This is a genomic window from Gorillibacterium timonense (assembly GCF_001457415.1).
GTDB classification, from domain to species: domain Bacteria; phylum Bacillota; class Bacilli; order Paenibacillales; family NBRC-103111; genus Gorillibacterium; species Gorillibacterium timonense.
In genome coordinates this window covers 193,983-210,038 of sequence record NZ_LN881724.1, presented here as the reverse complement: position 1 = coordinate 210,038, position 16,056 = coordinate 193,983, and the positions used below count along the sequence as shown (strand labels likewise).

Below are 16,056 nucleotides of genomic sequence, written 5' to 3'. Positions count from 1 at the left end.
TCGACGAGACAAGCTGACCGATAGGAAAGAAGACTCCCCAAAAGGGAGTCTCTCTTTATGGATGCCGCTATTTGATTTCAGGGCAGCTCCAGGTACTTGATCAGCTTCTCGATCATGGCCTGGTACTGCTCATCTTGGAAATAAGTCCGATTCGGGTTGAAGTCGAAGGCGTTGCCCCAGTTCTCTCCGTCTTTGTATTTGGGCACCACATGGAAGTGAATGTGGGGCATCGTGTCCCCGTACATGGCATAGTTGATCTTATCCGGCAAAAATGCCTTTTCGATCGCCGCCGCCACCCGGACGATATCCTCCATCAGCTTCGCCCGCGTCTCTTCCGGGAGATGGAACAGCTCCCGCTGATGGTCGTTCAGCGCAACCACACAGCGTCCGAAATAGGATTGCTCTTTGTACAGATACAAGGTCGAGACGCTGAGCTCGCAAATCTCGATCATCAAATGGTCCAACCGCTCATCACGGCTGCAAAACACACACTCGCGTTGCATGTCTTTCTAGCCCCTCCTTGCCGCATGTCTTGCTTCTCTGTTGGTCATACCGTCTTCTTATCTTAGCGATTTGCCGCCTGCCTGTCCATTCTCATCGCCGCTACCGAGCTGTAGACGGTTGAGATGACATAGGCCACTCCAACAGCGACAGGCAGCAGCAAAACCGCTTTTCCGACGGAAAGGACAGGCAGCCAAATCGCCGCTCCGATCACGAGAAAACCGGGCAGCATGGCCGTAAACACATAGGTTCGAAGAGCATTGTACCAAGAGCCGAACGTCCAGGAAAAGAGGCCAAGGAACGCATTCTTCTGGAATTCCCCCCATTGCAGCCGAACATAGTACGAAAGAATGAAGCCGGAGATCAACCATATGATGGTGAATAAGGCCTGATCCTGGGCTCCAATCCGGGTCAAAAGACTCCCGAAAGCGAAGATGCCGGTAAGCATCAGGTAGGACTTGACCTGTTGTCCATTCCGAAACAGGCTCTTCAGTCCGGATTCGGCCAGTACATTCGCAGCGGTTCTCTTCCGAAAAATCCGCCCGGATTTTCGAAAAAGTATCGGCTTGCGGCGCGGATAGGCCGGTTTTTTCACCACTTGGTCACGCAGGATAAAGGCGACGAACTTATACTTCTCCTTGCTGTCGCGTCTGACATCCTGGAGGAACGCGGCTTTCGCCTGGAGTCGCAAACGGAACAGACAGCCGACAAGGACAGCCGCGATCACGCAGCATAACGCCCCCATCCACCAGCCTTCCCGAAACAAGCGGGTGGTGACGGCGAATCCGGCGCCTAAGGTGGCGACCAGCAGCGTCTTTGCTCCATACAGCCTCCATCCAGCGAGCCGGATATCCGCAAATTGCAGGATCAGTTGAACAGCCAGTTTATACAGCCAAATATAGACGAACAGGAGAAGAAATCCGGCGAGCGTCAGGCGATGGTTCAGAAGCAGAACCGGCGTGAGGAGAATAGCCACCGCCCCGACGGAAACCGCGCATGCAACAGCCGAATAGATGGAACCGGATCGGCGGAAGCGATCCGCCCAGCGCTCCCCCTGCAAAAAGTGAAGCTGATCCGCCTCCTCCAGAAAGTACCGCACGGTTCCCTGCAGGATGAAGAGGAACAAAGCCGCCCGAACAAGATCAAAGCTCACGTAAAAGAACCAATCGGGCGGCTCGATCCACCATTTTACATAGTTGTACCCGACAACCCCCGCAACCGGCAGGATGACGTAGACGGCAATCGTCCAATCGACGATGAGCCGGAATACTCTCCATTGAAAAGCCCAATTGGCACGGAGCCTTCCGCGAAAATAATCTCCAGCCTCCCTCATCCCGCTCACTCTCCTTCCGTCAGCGCGGTGAAGCATTCAAAAAGAGAAGCTCCCGGAATCCCACATGCCTGGCGGATATCCTCCAGCGTTCCCGAGGCTACAATGCCGCCCTCGGACACAAGCAGGAAGGAACTGCAGATCTTCTCCGCCGTATCGAGGACGTGCGTGCTCATCAGGACGCCCGCGCCGCGCTCCCTTTCCCGGTCCAGCATCGCCAAAAAGTCGCGGATCGCCTTGGGATCAAGGCCGATGAACGGCTCATCGACGATATAGAGCTCAGCCCGGTGGAGAAAGCCAAGGACGAGCATGATCTTCTGTTGCATGCCCTTGGAGAAGCTCGAAGTCAGATGATGCCGGACCTCCGTCAGGCGATATCGGACGAGCAGCTCCTCCGCCCGTTCGCGGAAATCCTCATCGGACAGCCCCATCGCGCTTGCCGCCAGCTCCAGATGCTCCCACAGGGTCAGATTCTCATAGAGGACGGGGTGTTCCGGTATGTAGGCATAATGCGCCGCCCCTTCTCCGAATGAGATGTCCCCCTTCACTTCGGGCAGAAGTCCGAGCAGAGCCTTGATTGTCGTGCTCTTGCCCGCTCCGTTCGGCCCGATCAACCCCACGAGCTCGCCCGGCTCGACTTCAAAATGAATGTCATGGATCACATCGGCCCTGCCCTTATACCCCGCCGATTCAATGCTTGCTTTCACAACCGCCATTTCCGCATGCCCCCGATGTTCTCTTGGTATTGCTGTCCCGCTATGTACGTACGTCTGGGCCGCTTATCCGTTTCAGCTTAACGAGCTGTCGACACGCTCGCGGATCAAACCGAGCAGCCATTCGCGCTCTCCCGGCACCTGCTCTCTCAGCCTGGCCGCAGCTACCGGCAGCATCCATGCCTCGATATCGGCAAGAGGCATTCCGCTTATTCTCAGATACTCGTTCAAATAGACGCTTTCCAATCGGCTCTTGAACGCTTTCGAGAGCTTTCCGGTCAGCCAATTCGTTCCCGGAGGCATGTAAGGAGAACGCAGCATGATCAAAGTTCGAGCGACGTCCCCCGCCGGATTCCCCGATTCCGCATTCGTCCAGTCGAGAACCATCCAATTCCCGTGATCCTCCATCAGATTGCCGGGATGAAAGTCGCCATGGCAGACCGAATCCCCTTGCGGTAGCTTGTCCAGGTAACGGATGATGCTCTCGGCATGCTCCCCAAGGAATTCGGCGCCGTGCCGGATTCGTTCGGGAAGATCCTCCTTTTGCAGCGGAAGATGTTCCGTATGCGAAGCGTGCATCTGGGCGTGCAGCCGCGCCAGCGTTCGAGCCGATTGCTTCAGCTTCCATGGAGCTTTCTGCATGAGATCGAACATGCTCTCCCCCGAAACCTTGGCAAAGACGATGCCTACTCCCTCTTCCGTCTCTACAAGCTCGTAGACTTCCGGGGATGAAACTCCAACCTCATGAACGTTTTTGGCCATCCGGTATTCCCGTTCTATCCAATCTTTGTTGAAGCCTTCGTGAAAAAGCTTGATTACCTTGCCCTCTTCCCAATCGAAGACATTTGCCGTCCGGCCTTGGCCGATCATCTTGTCCGGGTGACTCATCCGTTTAACCCGCCTTCACCTCAAACTAAAATACCCCCCACCTCGACAGGTGCGGGGTTATTCGGTTCTTTAATCCTATCACAGGTTTCCTGAAAAAGGTAGAAAGGAGCGGGAGGAGTTCGGATACCCGGTTAATGGTTGATGAGCTTAATGACGCGGGTTTTGACCGAATCCTCTTTCCTGCCAAAGTCGTTCCCGTAATAATGACAGAGCAGTTCCACAAGGTCTGCATCATAGTGGATGTCGCTCCAGCGATATAATTCTCCCAGAGCGTTGTCAATACCAGTCAATGAACGGCTGCGCGCATCATGTGCGGTCAGAGAGGCGAAGCTGTCAGCAACGCGGAGGATCCGGGCGTGAAGGGAGATGTCCTCCCACATGAGCCCATAGGGATACCCGGTACCGTCCAGATTCTCGTGATGGGCGAGAATCGCATCTCGATCCACAAGACCGGCTTTGGCCATGGCGGATATAGCCTGAACCGTCAGTCTCGGGTGATCCAGCACGGAATGTCCATCCGGTTCAGATTGTCCCTTTCTCTTGTTGGAGGGAACGATTTGCAGCTTCCCGAAGTCCATTAGCAAGGCGGAGCGGTATACGATCTCCTGTTCCCGCGCCGAGAGCCCGAGACCTTGGGCCAGCAGAAGACTGAAATAAGCGGCGCGAAGCGAATGCTCATATAGAAATTTGTCATGGGCCTTCAGCCGCTTCAACAAAAAAGAAGTTTCCCCGTTCTCCAAGCAAAAGCTCCAGGCCAGATCATGGTGCTCGCTCGGATTCATTCTTGTGCGATTTATCATTTGAATCCACCCTTCCGTATCCTCCCGCCCCTCATGGCGAGCGATCCCTTATACGGAGTATTTTCTTATTATTTGGACAAAAAATCGATCACCGAAGCTTCTTATTTTCCCTTTTTTATGCAAGTGCGAAGAATCACACTTTCTTCCTACTCCCTTATTCGACAGGATCCTCTATGTTTCGCAATGGCTTCTTCGAAGCGCCTATAAAACCTCGTTTGCCGACAGCTCGCCGGGAAAGCATCCCTATAGCCGGAGAGCCTCATTCTTTCCGCATCCGATACCCGGACGACCTCTCCTAACAGAAAAAACCGCCCTAGGGCGGTTTCTTACGCGAAAATAGGCGATTAAGCGAATGAGGGCTTGCGGTCAGTTACCCTTCCGCTCACGACCTTCACATACTCTTTATCGTCGCCTTCCAGAGAAGGGCCGATATAGACATGAGCGGGACCTTCCGGGTTCCCCCATGGGGAGGGCCTATAGGAAGGGACTGCCTCCTTGCCTTTTCGGCGATCTGCGGATCCGGCGGATTCCGACGCACGCCTTGTTGAACGTTTGATCATCTCGAATCCCCTCCGATCAGATTGCGGATCGTATTCAAGAGCTCGTCGTTTGCTGCGACAATCTCTTCAAGCCGGTCGTCGTGGAGAGTTTCATCTCCGGATATATGCACGGAAAGCACATGTTCTTTTCCTAAAGGATAGCACAGGATATACACTTCCTCAATCTCTCGCCGGTTAAAAAACGACCAGACCTTGCTGTTCAGAGCCTCCAGCACATAAATCTGCTCACTCGTTCCTTCGCCTGCCCCATCCAACGGAAAACTGCGCCCTCGCCCCACGTTGCCTCCAACCTGGCGAATGCTCCCGTCGGAGGCTCTCCAGATGGCAGCTCCCGTCGTGCGGAATCCCGGCGGTGGGAGAATGGAGTTGCGGATTGCTTCGGCATAAGCCGAATAACGTTCCGTTGGGTCGGGCTCGGAGACATTCTTGATATAACTCCAAAAAAACCGAAGAATGCTCTGCTTGCGTTCCAGCAGCTCAGCCTTCTCCCTAAGCAGATAAGCGGGATCGGAAAAGGCTTTCTCGCGGCGGATGACCGCTGCGATCTCTCCGCACGGGACGTCCATCGCGGCGGAATAACGCCCGTCGCTCCTGCTTCCATAACGCAGAAGCGTCAGCCCATCCAGATCGGAGGGAAGATGGAATTCGGCGGCAGGCTTGCCGGGTATGAAAGGACTGGCTTCGGGGAGGTCGCGTGGGACCAGGCAGAAAACTCGCCCTCTCCTCAACCTTCCCCAGAACAGCCCCATCTCAAACAACGTGTTATCGCGAGTGATGAAGACCGGCTTCTCCCGGATCAAGGCCAGATCTTCGGCGGCAAAGACGAACACGCCGAAGTCATTCGTGTCAAGCTCCCGCTCCAGTGCCTCCATGGTATAATCGTTCGATCCGAAAGTGCCGGCGTACCAGGGATTTACCTGTGCCACCCGCTCCAGATGGGAGACGGCGGCACGAGCGTAGTCAATTGCTTCCCGGGAACACCCGAGAAAGACATTCGGTTTCCGTTCCGTGGCAGTCATGGGCAGAGTGTCACGCTCTTTTCGGCGGTCGGCTTCAATGCTCCGATCAGTTTCTTATGATTCAGTATACCTTCATTTTCCATATCAGGGAAGGGCTGATTACCGATGAGCCGCTCGCTTTTTTTCAGAAAGGCAAAGATTACTCGGGGTCATACGCATGGTTATACCCAAGCTGGTAGACCATCGCGATCAGCTGCGAGCGGTCGTTTACTCCAAGTTTATGAAAGATATTCGTCATGTGATTCTTCACGGTATGCTCGGAGATAAATAACGTCTCCGCCACATCCCGGTTGCTTGCTCCGGTCGCCACGAGGCTGAGCACCTCCTGTTCGCGGGAAGACAGGGAATGCATATCCCGGATGGCTTGAAGCGGATCTCCGCGAAACGCCAGATCATCCCGAGCAGCCGCTGTCTCTCCCAAGGTGACCTCCAGATCGACCGTTTCCTTGCGGGTGAGGAAGGCCGTGAATGCCGCGAGCAGATCGGCCCGGATGCGGGCGGTCCCAAGCTTCGGCTCGGCCTGCACGCTCCCGAGCGCCAGAGCGGCGATCTGGCTCGTTTCCTTGCGTGGCTGAGTTTGCTCCGGCTGAGGCGGCTCCGGAAGATCGAGCTCTCCATCCGCCGCGGTGAGGCCGCTGAGCTCGTCCAGTATGACGGCAAGCTCCGGCTCCACCTCATTCTTCACGAGCTCGGGATCATAGCCCGAGAGCATGCAGGCCTCTCCGGTCAGCCGTTCCTCCCGCTCCGTCAAACCGCGGCTGCGTGCGAATTCCGCAGCCAGATCGCGGGCTTTGAGCGTCCGCTCGTAGGCATCCGCATCCCACTGCTTCATGGCGAGATGCAGCAGCGCCGGTGAATCATAGCCGCGCGGCCGTTCATCCTCCCGAATCCGGTGGATGGCGCCGCTGACCGCGATCGAAAGAGCCATCATGAAGTCGCGGTATTCCTCGAAATGCCCCCGATGGCGGAGAGCCACCAGAAGAACGCCGAGAAGCTCGTAGCGGTAGACCAATGGGCATTCCAGAACCGGGACTCCTTGAATTTCCGTAAGTACAGCTCTGCCGTAAAAAGGATCCTCCGGCTCAAAGGTCTCATAGCGTTCCGATAGCTCCAGGATGGAAGCCTCCACCTGCGAATGGGACAAGCCGCGCGATACCATCTGAGCCTTCCCGCCCGTTCGCGTTAGAAGAGCCGCCGCAAACGGTCCTTCAACCAGGCTCAGGCTCATGTCAATCAAGATGAATAGCACGCGCTTGAGGTCCTGCACCATCGTCACGGTGCGGCTGATCTCCATCAGCATCGACAGCCGCATAAAGTGCGCGTTGCGATCCTCCCGGAGGCTGCGCAAAACAAACTGGGAGCTGAGAATCGAGCACAGCGTCTGTCCGAAATCGTACATGGCGTCGGGAATGTCCGTCAGGCTGCGGCTGCCCCCGAACAGAATGCCGATGATTTCCCCCTCCCTGACCAGCGGGTAGCTGAACAAGGCTTTTACCTGTACGTTGTTTTGCCGAAAAAAGAGGATGCGCGGATCCCGGGAGACATTGCCCCACCTGCCGGCTTGGCGCGTCGCCGCCGTCTGCCCGAGAAAGCCTTCGCCAAGCGAAAAACTTGAACCGGACAGGCTAAAGCCTTCGCCAAGCACTTCGACAACCTGAAAGCGGGTTTCATCCTGCTTGAATGCAAGCCCCAGGAAATCGAGCCCGTCGCCGAGCGCAAAGAACGGCTGCAGGCTATCCTTCAGCCGGTTCTCCGGACGGTCCAAGCCCGCCGATATTTCTCTTATTGCAGCAAGCTGCCGCTTCCCGGTCGTTTGCTCCGTGTCGGTTTGCATGAGCCTACCTGTAATGGAGGCCATTGCGCCGAGCTTTGCAGACAGTTGGCGTTTGCGCTCGCCGTTCAGCTCCGGTACGGAATCCCTGAGCTCCCGGTATAGCGCTCCCTCGCTCTCTTCGCCTTCATAATAGCTCTGCAGGAGGAGCCGGGCCCGTGAATCGGTGAAGAACGCCGCCCACAGGTAGAAGCGGCGGGGAGCTCGTCCCGGTATCGGCATCGCCATGAGCTTGATGCCTGGACGGAACTCATACTCGATCGGGCGACTCAAGCCTTCAAACGAGCCGGTCAGGGCCATCGCCTCCGGTGACAGCCTGCCCGCTTCATTTCGGTCTTCCAGTGGACGGAGCCACTCCGCTTTTCCCGAGGGCCGCGTTAACCCCCGTCCTTCTCCGTCCGTGACCAGGAGGCAAATTCCCGTGTCCGATGCATAAGTATCCTGGAGCTGCTGAAGCAGCGCTATGTATTCGTCCATGACGATTCGTCCCGTGTCGTCAGTTTGGGGAGCTTGTAACGGTAGACGGAACGCGGACCGTCCTCCACCAGCTCCAAAATATTCAGCTCAATGAGTCTGTCAAGAATCGCGGTCAGATGCTCGGGTCGGCTTCTCAGCAACAAAGCCAGCCCTTCGCAGGTTTCCTCGGCATGAGGATGATCGCGGAAGTAATTCGCGCATTCGATCTGCAGCTTCATCTCAAGCTTGTCGGCCTCGCCCATATCGATTCTCCCCCTCACCTCTCGTTCATGGGCTTCCTCGCCCCTTTACCCTTTTATACCCACTCTCGAACCAATTGCACCCGAAAAATAAATAATTTTATAACAGGTGAAGAAACCATTGTTTTTAAGTTAGCAATGCACACCACCAAACAAAAAAGCCTCCGCTGATGGCGGAAGCCTTTTCATCCGGTATACCCGATTTTATCCCAAGGAAGCCTCGATTAAAGAATGAGGGTGAAGATCAAATGGTACATCAGGAATCCGATCACCATGGAGATCGGGATCGTGATCACCCAGGTCATGATCATGGTGCCGACGACTCCCCAGTTGATCGATTTCGCTCGGATTGCCGTCCCCGTCCCGATGATAGCCGACGTCACCACATGGGTCGTGGAGAGCGGCAGACCGAAATGGGTGCCGACAGACAGGACGGTCGCCGAGGTGAGGTCGGAAGCGAAGCCGTTCATCGGCTCGATCTTGATGATCTTGCTGCCGACGGTCTGAATGATCTTCCACCCGCCGACGGAGGTTCCGAGCCCCATCGCTGTAGCGGCGGCCAGCTTGACCCACAACGGAATGTGGGCGTCTGCGCTCAGATAGTTCCCTGAGACTAACGCGAAGAAGATGATCCCCATCGCCTTCTGGGCGTCATTCATGCCATGAGACAGCGCTTGCCAGCCGGCGGACAAAATCTGCAGGCTGCGGAAGCCCTTGTTGATCGTGCCGGGAGAAGTCTTACCGAACCAGCTGAGCAGCTGGCGAATGATCTTCAGGATGATGAAGCCGGCCACGAAGGCGATGACCGGAGAGATCAGAAGTCCGCTCAAAATTTTGCTGAAGCCCCCCCAATGCACTTCATTCATTCCCGCTCCGGCGATGACCGCCCCAACCAAGGAACCAATCAGCGTATGAGAAGAAGAGGACGGGATACCGAAATACCAGGTCAGCAGATTCCAGACAATCATCGAGACGAGAGCGGCGATGACAATGCTTAACCCGTTATCCAACGCAGCGGGGTCCGCAATGCCCTTGCCGATGCTGTGGGCGACCCCTTCGGCGATGATGGCACCCAGGAAATTCAGAATAGCCGCATAAAAGATAGCGACCCGGGGCTTCAGCGCCTTGGTGGAGACGGAGGTGGCGATGGCGTTGGCTGTATCATGAAAGCCGTTGATGAAGTCGAATAGCAGCGCCAGAATGACAATGATGACGATCGATGTCACGAAGATCCTCCTAGATGGGTATTAGAAATGATGTAGCCCCGCCAAATGGACAGCTGTCCGTCAGGCATAAACCTTCCATTCGAAGGAATGTTATAGGCAGTTGGCAACATGAAAAATAATATCACAATCCCCGACAAATGTTGAGGAATTTTTAAGACGAACGCCTAAAGAAAACGCTTTAAAGATTGAACAAATCGTTTGAAATTTTCCCTTGCTTTTCTTAGCATCCCCAACTTTCGCAGCCGCACCCTGATATACGCAAAGGTGAAACCGACGTGTTGTGCCATCGGATGGATCCCATAAGGAGGATTTCTGAATGTGGACGAAGACAGCCGTAACCGAGCTTCTCGGGATTCGCTACCCGCTCTTGCAGGCGGGGATGATCGGTGCCGCGCGAGCGGATTTGGCAGCGGCCGTCTCGATGGCCGGAGGACTCGGCACCCTAGGCGCTGCAGGAATGAATGCCGATGAGCTTCATCGGGAGATGAAAGCGATCCGTCTTAAAACGAACTGTCCCTATTCGGTGAATCTCCATATTCCCATGAAGGAAGTACTACCGGATGAGGGCCGACTTGAGGAAGTCTGCGAGCTTCTCCAGCCCTATTGGGAGGAGCTGGGGCTGCAACCGCTGAACGCCCTCGCATCCGTCCGCAGGGAGGCTGCTTACAAACAGGCGTTGTTTGAAGAACAGCTCGCCGTCATTCTTGAAGAGTCGGTGCCGATCGTCTCCTTCTCCTACGGAGTTCTGGACAATGACTGGATTGACCGGCTCAAGCATCGCGGAATCAAGCTCATCGGCACCGCGACGACGGTGTCCGAGGGAGCCCATCTCGAGCATCAGGGCGTCGATCTCGTCGTCGGCCAAGGCAGCGAAGCAGGCGGCGAGCGAGCTACCTTCCTCGGGGCAGCCGAGCAGGCGGCCGTCGGCACGATCGCCCTCACCCCTCTCCTCGCGGATGCCCTGCATGTCCCTGTCATCGCCGCCGGGGGCGTGATGGACGGCCGTGGAATCGCCGCGGCGCTCGCTCTCGGAGCTGCGGGCGTCCAGCTCGGCACCGCCTTTCTTACCTGTCCGGAAAGCGACGCTTCCCGCCGCACGAAGGAAGCGCTGCTCACCAGCATGGAGGAGAGCACCGTGCTCACCCGCTCTTATACCGGACGGTATGCCCGGACCATCCGCAACAAATTCATCGCGGACTTGTCCGATGAGGATCACCGCTTGCTTCCTTATCCATATCAGGAAGCCTTGACCCGGCCCATCCGGGAAGCGGCAGAGGAGCAGGAACGGGTAAGCTGCATGGCAGTTTGGTCGGGCCAGGCTTCCCGTCTTTTGACACGCGAGCTGCCCGCAGGCGATTTGGTGCGGAGGCTCGTAAAGGAAACCGATGTGGCCTTGGATCGGCTGCGACGGCTTTGATGATGGAACAGATGCGCGGCTACTCGCGTAGAAGGGACGGCGAGCAGGCGGCTCCCCTGCCCGCAACGAAAAAGGAGCCTCTCCTTCGGCCGCTAGTTGCTACCTTCGGATTGGCTCCAGCTCATTTATCGATTGATGACCGCAGCAGCAGCGAACGGATCATTCAACTTCGCGCTTGTGGCTTGCCGATGCCTGCAGGTGCTCCCGCTTCCCTGAACGCTATAGTTCTAATCGAGATAGCTTCTGCGACGGGCGACGCCTTCCTCATAAGCCGCGTACAAGACGGCCTGGCGTACTTTCTCGGCTACGGACGTATCAAATACGCTCGGAATGATGCAGGTTTCGGAAAGCTCGCTGTCCTTGACGGAGGAAGCGATCGCGCGGGCGGCAGCCAGCTTCATCCCTTCCGTGACCCGTTCCGCCCGGCAGTCCAGAACTCCACGGAACAGACCGGGGAAGCATAGCACATTGTTGATCTGATTCGGATAATCGGATCGCCCGGTCGCCATGACACGGACGCAGCCCTCAGCCTCCTCCGGCGTAATCTCCGGATTCGGATTGGCCATGGCGAAGACGATCGCATCCTTCGCCATCCGGCATACGTCCTCCCGCTTCAGCAGCCCCGGGGCGGATACGCCCACGAAGATGTCGGCTCCCTCGATGACCTCGGAGAGAACTCCTTCCACTAGCTGAGGATTCGTTCGAGCGGCATACTCGTTCCAGGCATCCCGGTCGTACGACCGGGTGCGGACAAGCGCCCCCTCGCGGTCCACCCCAATGATGTTCGTAACGCCAGCCGACAGGAGAATGTTCGTACACGCCGTTCCGGCCGCCCCGACTCCTGAGATGACCACCTTGCAATCGGCCAGCCGCTTGCCGACAAGCTTAACGGCGTTTAGAATTCCCGCCAGCATGACGACCGCCGTTCCGTGTTGATCGTCGTGAAAGACGGGAATGTCCAATTCCTCCACGAGCCGGCGCTCAATTTCGAAGCAGCGGGGAGCCGAGATGTCCTCCAAGTTGATCCCGCCGAAGGACGGAGCAATCTGTTTGACGGCCTTAATGATCTCTTCGGTGTCCTGGGTGTCCAGGCAGATGGGGAAAGCATCGACGCCGCCGAGCTGCTTGAACAGCACCGCCTTGCCCTCCATGACCGGCATCGCCGCGAGCGGCCCGATATTCCCGAGTCCCAGGACAGCGGAGCCGTCGGAGACGACCGCAACGGTATTGCGTTTGATGGTCAGATTATGCGCCCGTTTCGGGTCCTCATGAATGGCCATGCATACCTTCGCAACGCCCGGCGTATACACACGCGACAGATCGTCGCGGTTGCGGATCGGCAGCTTCGGCGTCGTCTCCAGCTTGCCTCCCAGATGCATCAGGAAGGTCCGGTCAAACACATCCAGCATATGAACGCCCGTCAGCTTCCGAACCGCTGACGCCACGCGATCGGCCACCGCCGGATCGGTCACGCTGACGGTGAGCTCGCGAACCGTGGCGTCGGCTTGGTAGCGGGCTGCTTCGACGCTGACGATATCGCCGCCGGCCTCGCCGATAGCAGTAGCCAATCGGCCGAAGCTCCCTGTATCCTTCGCCATCTCTACGCGAAGCATCACGGTCATTTGCCCGGAAGGAGCCGACGCAGTCTTCACTTCCATCTGCAGAAGGCCGATTCCCGGTTTCCCCTCCTGCTCCTTACCCCCAACCGGCTGCTCGCTGTCCAACCGGTTTCGATCCTCCATCTCCAGCCACTCGCTTGATCTCTTCGCCATCTCCCTGTCCTTCCCGACTATCCGTTCAAACGCTCGGATTTCTCTTTTTCCTTGCGATAGCACTTCCGGCAGAGAGGCCGATACTTGTCGTTTCCGCCGATATCCAGCTGCTCGCCCGTAAAGACGGCCCTCTCCCCTTGAAAACGGGTATTAAAACGCGCCTTGCTGTTGCAGTACCAGCAAACCGTCTTGATCTCCTCGATCCGGTCGGCCAGCTCCAGGAGGCGCTTGCTTCCTTCGAACATCTTTCCTTGAAAATCCGTCATGAGCCCATATGCGATCACGGGGATATGAAGCCGATCAACGATCTCCGCCATGGCGTCGATCTGCTCGGGACTCGCAAACTGCGCCTCGTCCACGACCACGCAATCGGGCCTATTTTTCTCCACAATGTCCATCATATGTTCATCCAGAAGCAGAGCTTCTCTTTGAAAACCGACCCTGGAGGTCACCTTGCCGATTCCGTGCCGGGTGTCCAGAAGGGATGTGAAAATTAAAACCGACTTGCCTTGTTCCTCATAATTGTTGGCGATCTTGAGGATATCCATCGATTTGCCGCTGTTCATGGTTCCGTATCGGTAATAGAGCTTAGCCAAGGTGTTCTAGGTTCCTTTCCCTTAGGTTGCCTTTGCATCGTTACGCAAAGCATGTCCCCCCAAAATTTCCTCCCTATTGTACTCCGAGCCTGCCGGAAAAGAAATACACTTTGTCTCGATTTGAATATGGAAATTCATTGTCGCTTTGATAAATTGCCCCATGAAAGGGCTTGAGCATGCTTTCAAACCGGATCCCAGACGGCTTACCCTGTAGATTGCGCTTGTATTTCGCTCATCAGGCTCGTATTTAGCAGGTATATACCATCCCTTTCGTTCGTCACGGGGGCTTGAAACCATACTCTTCCCGTTCTTGCCCGTTCGAATGTTCGAAAAATGTCATCGCATTCGTTTGCCCATTTGTGGTATGGTAATACTGCTGTTTTGAAAACTGCGGCCCGTTTCGGGGCCGTTTCTTGCGGAAGCGTGCGGCCGAGGGTTCGGCGAACGCTTCCTTCTCTTGTCCCGTTACCTGCCCGGGGCGTACCCGAATAATCCGGCGGACAAGCCGATGAAATGTGGGGATTGGAATGAATCGATCGTTGCGGAATGTGAAAAAAATGGCATACCAATAAACCTTCAACCACCGTTGAAGGTTTTTGTTTCCTTATGGCAAGAAGTTTATAGGAGGGAAAAATTGTGTCCAGTCAGACCGCTAAGCCTGCGAAGAAGTTCAGCCCCGCGATATGGGGAGCATGGATCAGCCTGCTCAGCAACCTCGCCTTAACCGTCATGAAGCTCGGAGTTGGCATGCTCTTTGGCAGCCAGGTGCTTGTCGCCGATGGCGTGCACAATGCAGGAGATGTCATCGCCTCCGGCGCCACGTTAAGCTCCATGCGAATCTCCAACCGCCCGGCTGATGAGGATCATCCCTACGGACACGGGAAGGCCGAGGTGCTGGGTGCCGCCCTCGTCGCCATCATTTTGGCGCTGGCTTCGGTTTATATGGCCGTCCACTCCATTCAGATGCTTTTTCAAGAACCGGCCGCGCCTCATATTCTTCCGCTCGTCGCGGCTTTCGTCTCTCTATTCTGGAAGCTGATCCTGTACTTTTATACCATTCGCATCGGAAGAGAAGCCGGCAGCAAGGGCTTGATCGCGACGGCGAACGATCACCTGGCGGATGTGTACGCTTCGGCGGCTGCGGTGCTCGGCATCATGCTTTCGCTGATCGGCGAGCAAATTAGCTCGCCCTATCTGGCTTATGGAGACCCCATTGCCGGAATCATCGTCTCCCTGCTCGTCATGCGGCTCGCCTATACGATGGGCCGCGAATCCCTCGATGTCTTGATGGAGCACAGCGTCGACCTCGACATTCTGAAGGATTACGCCGCGCTGATCCGAACCATTCCGGAAGTGAAGCGGATCGATCGTCTGCGCGGGCGCAATCACGGACACTATATCATTGTGGACATTCGCGTCTCCATTCCGGGCTACCTGACCATTCAAGAAGGGCATGACATCGGCCGCGCCATCAAGAAGGTCATTACCAAGGCCCATCCGGATGTAGGGGAAGTGCTCGTCCATCTCAATCCCTGGTATGAAACCGATGTGACCTGACCACTGACCGAGGGATCAATCTCGCGACACGTTATACGCTCTGGAGCGGTTCCGTCAAACAGGATGGAACTCGAAACGAAACAACGCTCCAGAAAAAAAGTTGTCCCCGCCGAATAGGAGTCAGCGTGCAGCGTACTAATAGATCCGGCGAACGATCTCTTCAAAGTCAGGCTCCGCCATGTCGACGTCTTCGATCTCGCCCCATTCGCTTACGATGCGGAGCACGCCCATGGCGGTGATGTCGCTGCGGTTGCATTCGAGGGTCAGCTCCCGCTCCGAGGCTTCCCGGATACGGAAGAGCCGACCGCCGACTTCCCCGCTAACCGCATTCGCCGGGGCCTGAATTTCGCTGCGATAACGCACGCGGATGACGGTTGGCAGCCCGATCCGCTCGCGGAGGTCGGGGATGGAGCCGTCATACCGAAGGCTTCCGTCGTTGATGACCAGCACGCGGCTGCACAGCTGCTCGATATCGTCCATATCATGCGTCGTCAGCAGTACCGTCTTGCCGTACTCCTTGTTGAGCGTCCTGAGAAATCCGCGGATGCTCTCTTTGGCGTTGGCGTCAAGGCCGATGGTCGGCTCATCCAGGAACAGGATGTCCGGATCATGCAGCATCGCCGCCGCCAGGTCGGCCCTCATCCGTTGGCCGAGGGAGAGCTTCCGCACGGGGGTATCCAGAAACGATGCCAAGCCGAGCAGCTCGATCAGCTCCGACTCCCGCTTGCGCCTCACGGCATCCGGTATGCCGTACATGGCTCCCAGAATCTCGTACGATTCCTTCACCGGCAGGTCCCACCAGAGCTGGCTGCGCTGGCCGAAGACGACGCCGAGCCTCCTCGCTACCTTGCGCCGCTCCTTGTGCGGGTTAAGCCCGCCGATGCGGACCGTCCCAGAAGTCGGCCGAAGGATGCCGGTCAGCATCTTGATCGTCGTCGATTTGCCGGCCCCATTCGGCCCGATGTAGCCGGCGAATTCACCGTCCGGAAGGGTGAAGCTGATGTCCGTCACCGCTTCCTTTTCCCGATAATCCCGGGAGAACAGGCTGCGCACTCCCGAGAAGGCTCCCTCCCGCATGACCGGCGTTCGAAATACTTTGCGAATGTTCTCTACCTCTATCATGGACCTAT

15 protein-coding genes are annotated in these 16,056 nt (G+C 56.6%); 2 read left to right on the top strand and 13 right to left on the bottom strand.

Annotation, left to right across the window (positions count from 1 at the left end; genetic code table 11):
- Window positions 1–77: 77 nt before the first annotated feature.
- From BN2684_RS13755 to BN2684_RS13710, 10 genes are all read right to left on the bottom strand, one after another.
- The gene (locus BN2684_RS13755) at window positions 78–503 is read right to left on the bottom strand and encodes an HIT family protein (protein WP_058302754.1); all 426 of its coding nucleotides are present in this window, start codon (window positions 501–503) and stop codon (window positions 78–80) included.
- 62 nt (window positions 504–565) lie between these two features.
- Complete coding sequence (locus BN2684_RS13750; protein ID WP_058302753.1) at window positions 566–1,834, bottom strand: ABC transporter permease; 1,269 nt, start codon at window positions 1,832–1,834, stop codon at window positions 566–568.
- A 5-nt stretch (window positions 1,835–1,839) separates the two neighbouring features.
- Complete coding sequence (locus tag BN2684_RS13745) at window positions 1,840–2,547, bottom strand: ABC transporter ATP-binding protein (RefSeq protein ID WP_058302752.1); 708 nt, start codon at window positions 2,545–2,547, stop codon at window positions 1,840–1,842.
- 72 nt (window positions 2,548–2,619) lie between these two features.
- On the bottom strand, window positions 2,620–3,432 hold the full coding sequence (locus tag BN2684_RS13740; protein WP_058302751.1) for a phosphotransferase family protein: 813 nt from the start codon (window positions 3,430–3,432) through the stop codon (window positions 2,620–2,622).
- Window positions 3,433–3,563: 131 nt separating this feature from the next.
- Window positions 3,564–4,232: an HD-GYP domain-containing protein gene (locus BN2684_RS13735; protein ID WP_082651964.1), complete on the bottom strand. Its 669-nt coding sequence runs from the start codon at window positions 4,230–4,232 to the stop codon at window positions 3,564–3,566.
- 344 nt (window positions 4,233–4,576) lie between these two features.
- A complete protein-coding gene (locus BN2684_RS13730; RefSeq protein WP_058302749.1) occupies window positions 4,577–4,792 on the bottom strand; it encodes a hypothetical protein in 216 nt (71 codons plus the stop codon).
- Window positions 4,789–5,811, bottom strand: coding sequence for a TIR domain-containing protein (locus BN2684_RS13725; protein ID WP_058302748.1), 1,023 nt, complete (start codon window positions 5,809–5,811; stop codon window positions 4,789–4,791). The genes BN2684_RS13730 and BN2684_RS13725 overlap by 4 nt, the downstream gene beginning before the upstream one ends.
- Before the next feature lie 139 nt (window positions 5,812–5,950).
- The gene (locus BN2684_RS24990; protein ID WP_058302747.1) at window positions 5,951–8,119 is read right to left on the bottom strand and encodes a LuxR C-terminal-related transcriptional regulator; all 2,169 of its coding nucleotides are present in this window, start codon (window positions 8,117–8,119) and stop codon (window positions 5,951–5,953) included.
- Window positions 8,104–8,361 carry a hypothetical protein gene (locus tag BN2684_RS13715; RefSeq protein ID WP_058302746.1) on the bottom strand — a complete coding sequence of 86 codons (258 nt, stop codon included), beginning with the start codon at window positions 8,359–8,361 and terminating at the stop codon, window positions 8,104–8,106. Before BN2684_RS13715 ends, BN2684_RS24990 begins: the two co-directional genes overlap by 16 nt.
- A 221-nt stretch (window positions 8,362–8,582) precedes the next feature.
- On the bottom strand, window positions 8,583–9,584 hold the full coding sequence (locus BN2684_RS13710; RefSeq protein WP_082651963.1) for an inorganic phosphate transporter: 1,002 nt from the start codon (window positions 9,582–9,584) through the stop codon (window positions 8,583–8,585).
- 316 nt (window positions 9,585–9,900) lie between these two features.
- Here BN2684_RS13710 and BN2684_RS13705 point away from each other — a divergent pair, with 316 nt between their 5' ends.
- Window positions 9,901–11,001, top strand: a complete 1,101-nt coding sequence (locus BN2684_RS13705) for an NAD(P)H-dependent flavin oxidoreductase (RefSeq protein ID WP_058302744.1) — start codon at window positions 9,901–9,903, stop codon at window positions 10,999–11,001.
- Between the two features lie 227 nt (window positions 11,002–11,228).
- Here BN2684_RS13705 and BN2684_RS13700 read toward each other — a convergent pair whose 3' ends face one another.
- Window positions 11,229–12,623 (bottom strand): NAD-dependent malic enzyme, encoded by a 1,395-nt coding sequence (locus tag BN2684_RS13700; RefSeq protein ID WP_082652167.1) that lies wholly within the window; start codon window positions 12,621–12,623, stop codon window positions 11,229–11,231.
- A 167-nt stretch (window positions 12,624–12,790) separates the two neighbouring features.
- Complete coding sequence (locus BN2684_RS13695; protein ID WP_058302743.1) at window positions 12,791–13,369, bottom strand: thymidine kinase; 579 nt, start codon at window positions 13,367–13,369, stop codon at window positions 12,791–12,793.
- Between the two features lie 636 nt (window positions 13,370–14,005).
- On the opposite strand from BN2684_RS13695, the gene BN2684_RS13685 reads away from it, so the two are divergent.
- The gene (locus BN2684_RS13685) at window positions 14,006–14,926 is read left to right on the top strand and encodes a cation diffusion facilitator family transporter (RefSeq protein ID WP_058302741.1); all 921 of its coding nucleotides are present in this window, start codon (window positions 14,006–14,008) and stop codon (window positions 14,924–14,926) included.
- 135 nt (window positions 14,927–15,061) lie between these two features.
- Here the strand turns inward: BN2684_RS13685 and BN2684_RS13680 are convergent, their stop codons facing one another.
- Window positions 15,062–16,048 (bottom strand): ABC transporter ATP-binding protein, encoded by a 987-nt coding sequence (locus BN2684_RS13680; protein WP_058302740.1) that lies wholly within the window; start codon window positions 16,046–16,048, stop codon window positions 15,062–15,064.
- Window positions 16,049–16,056: the final 8 nt, after the last annotated feature.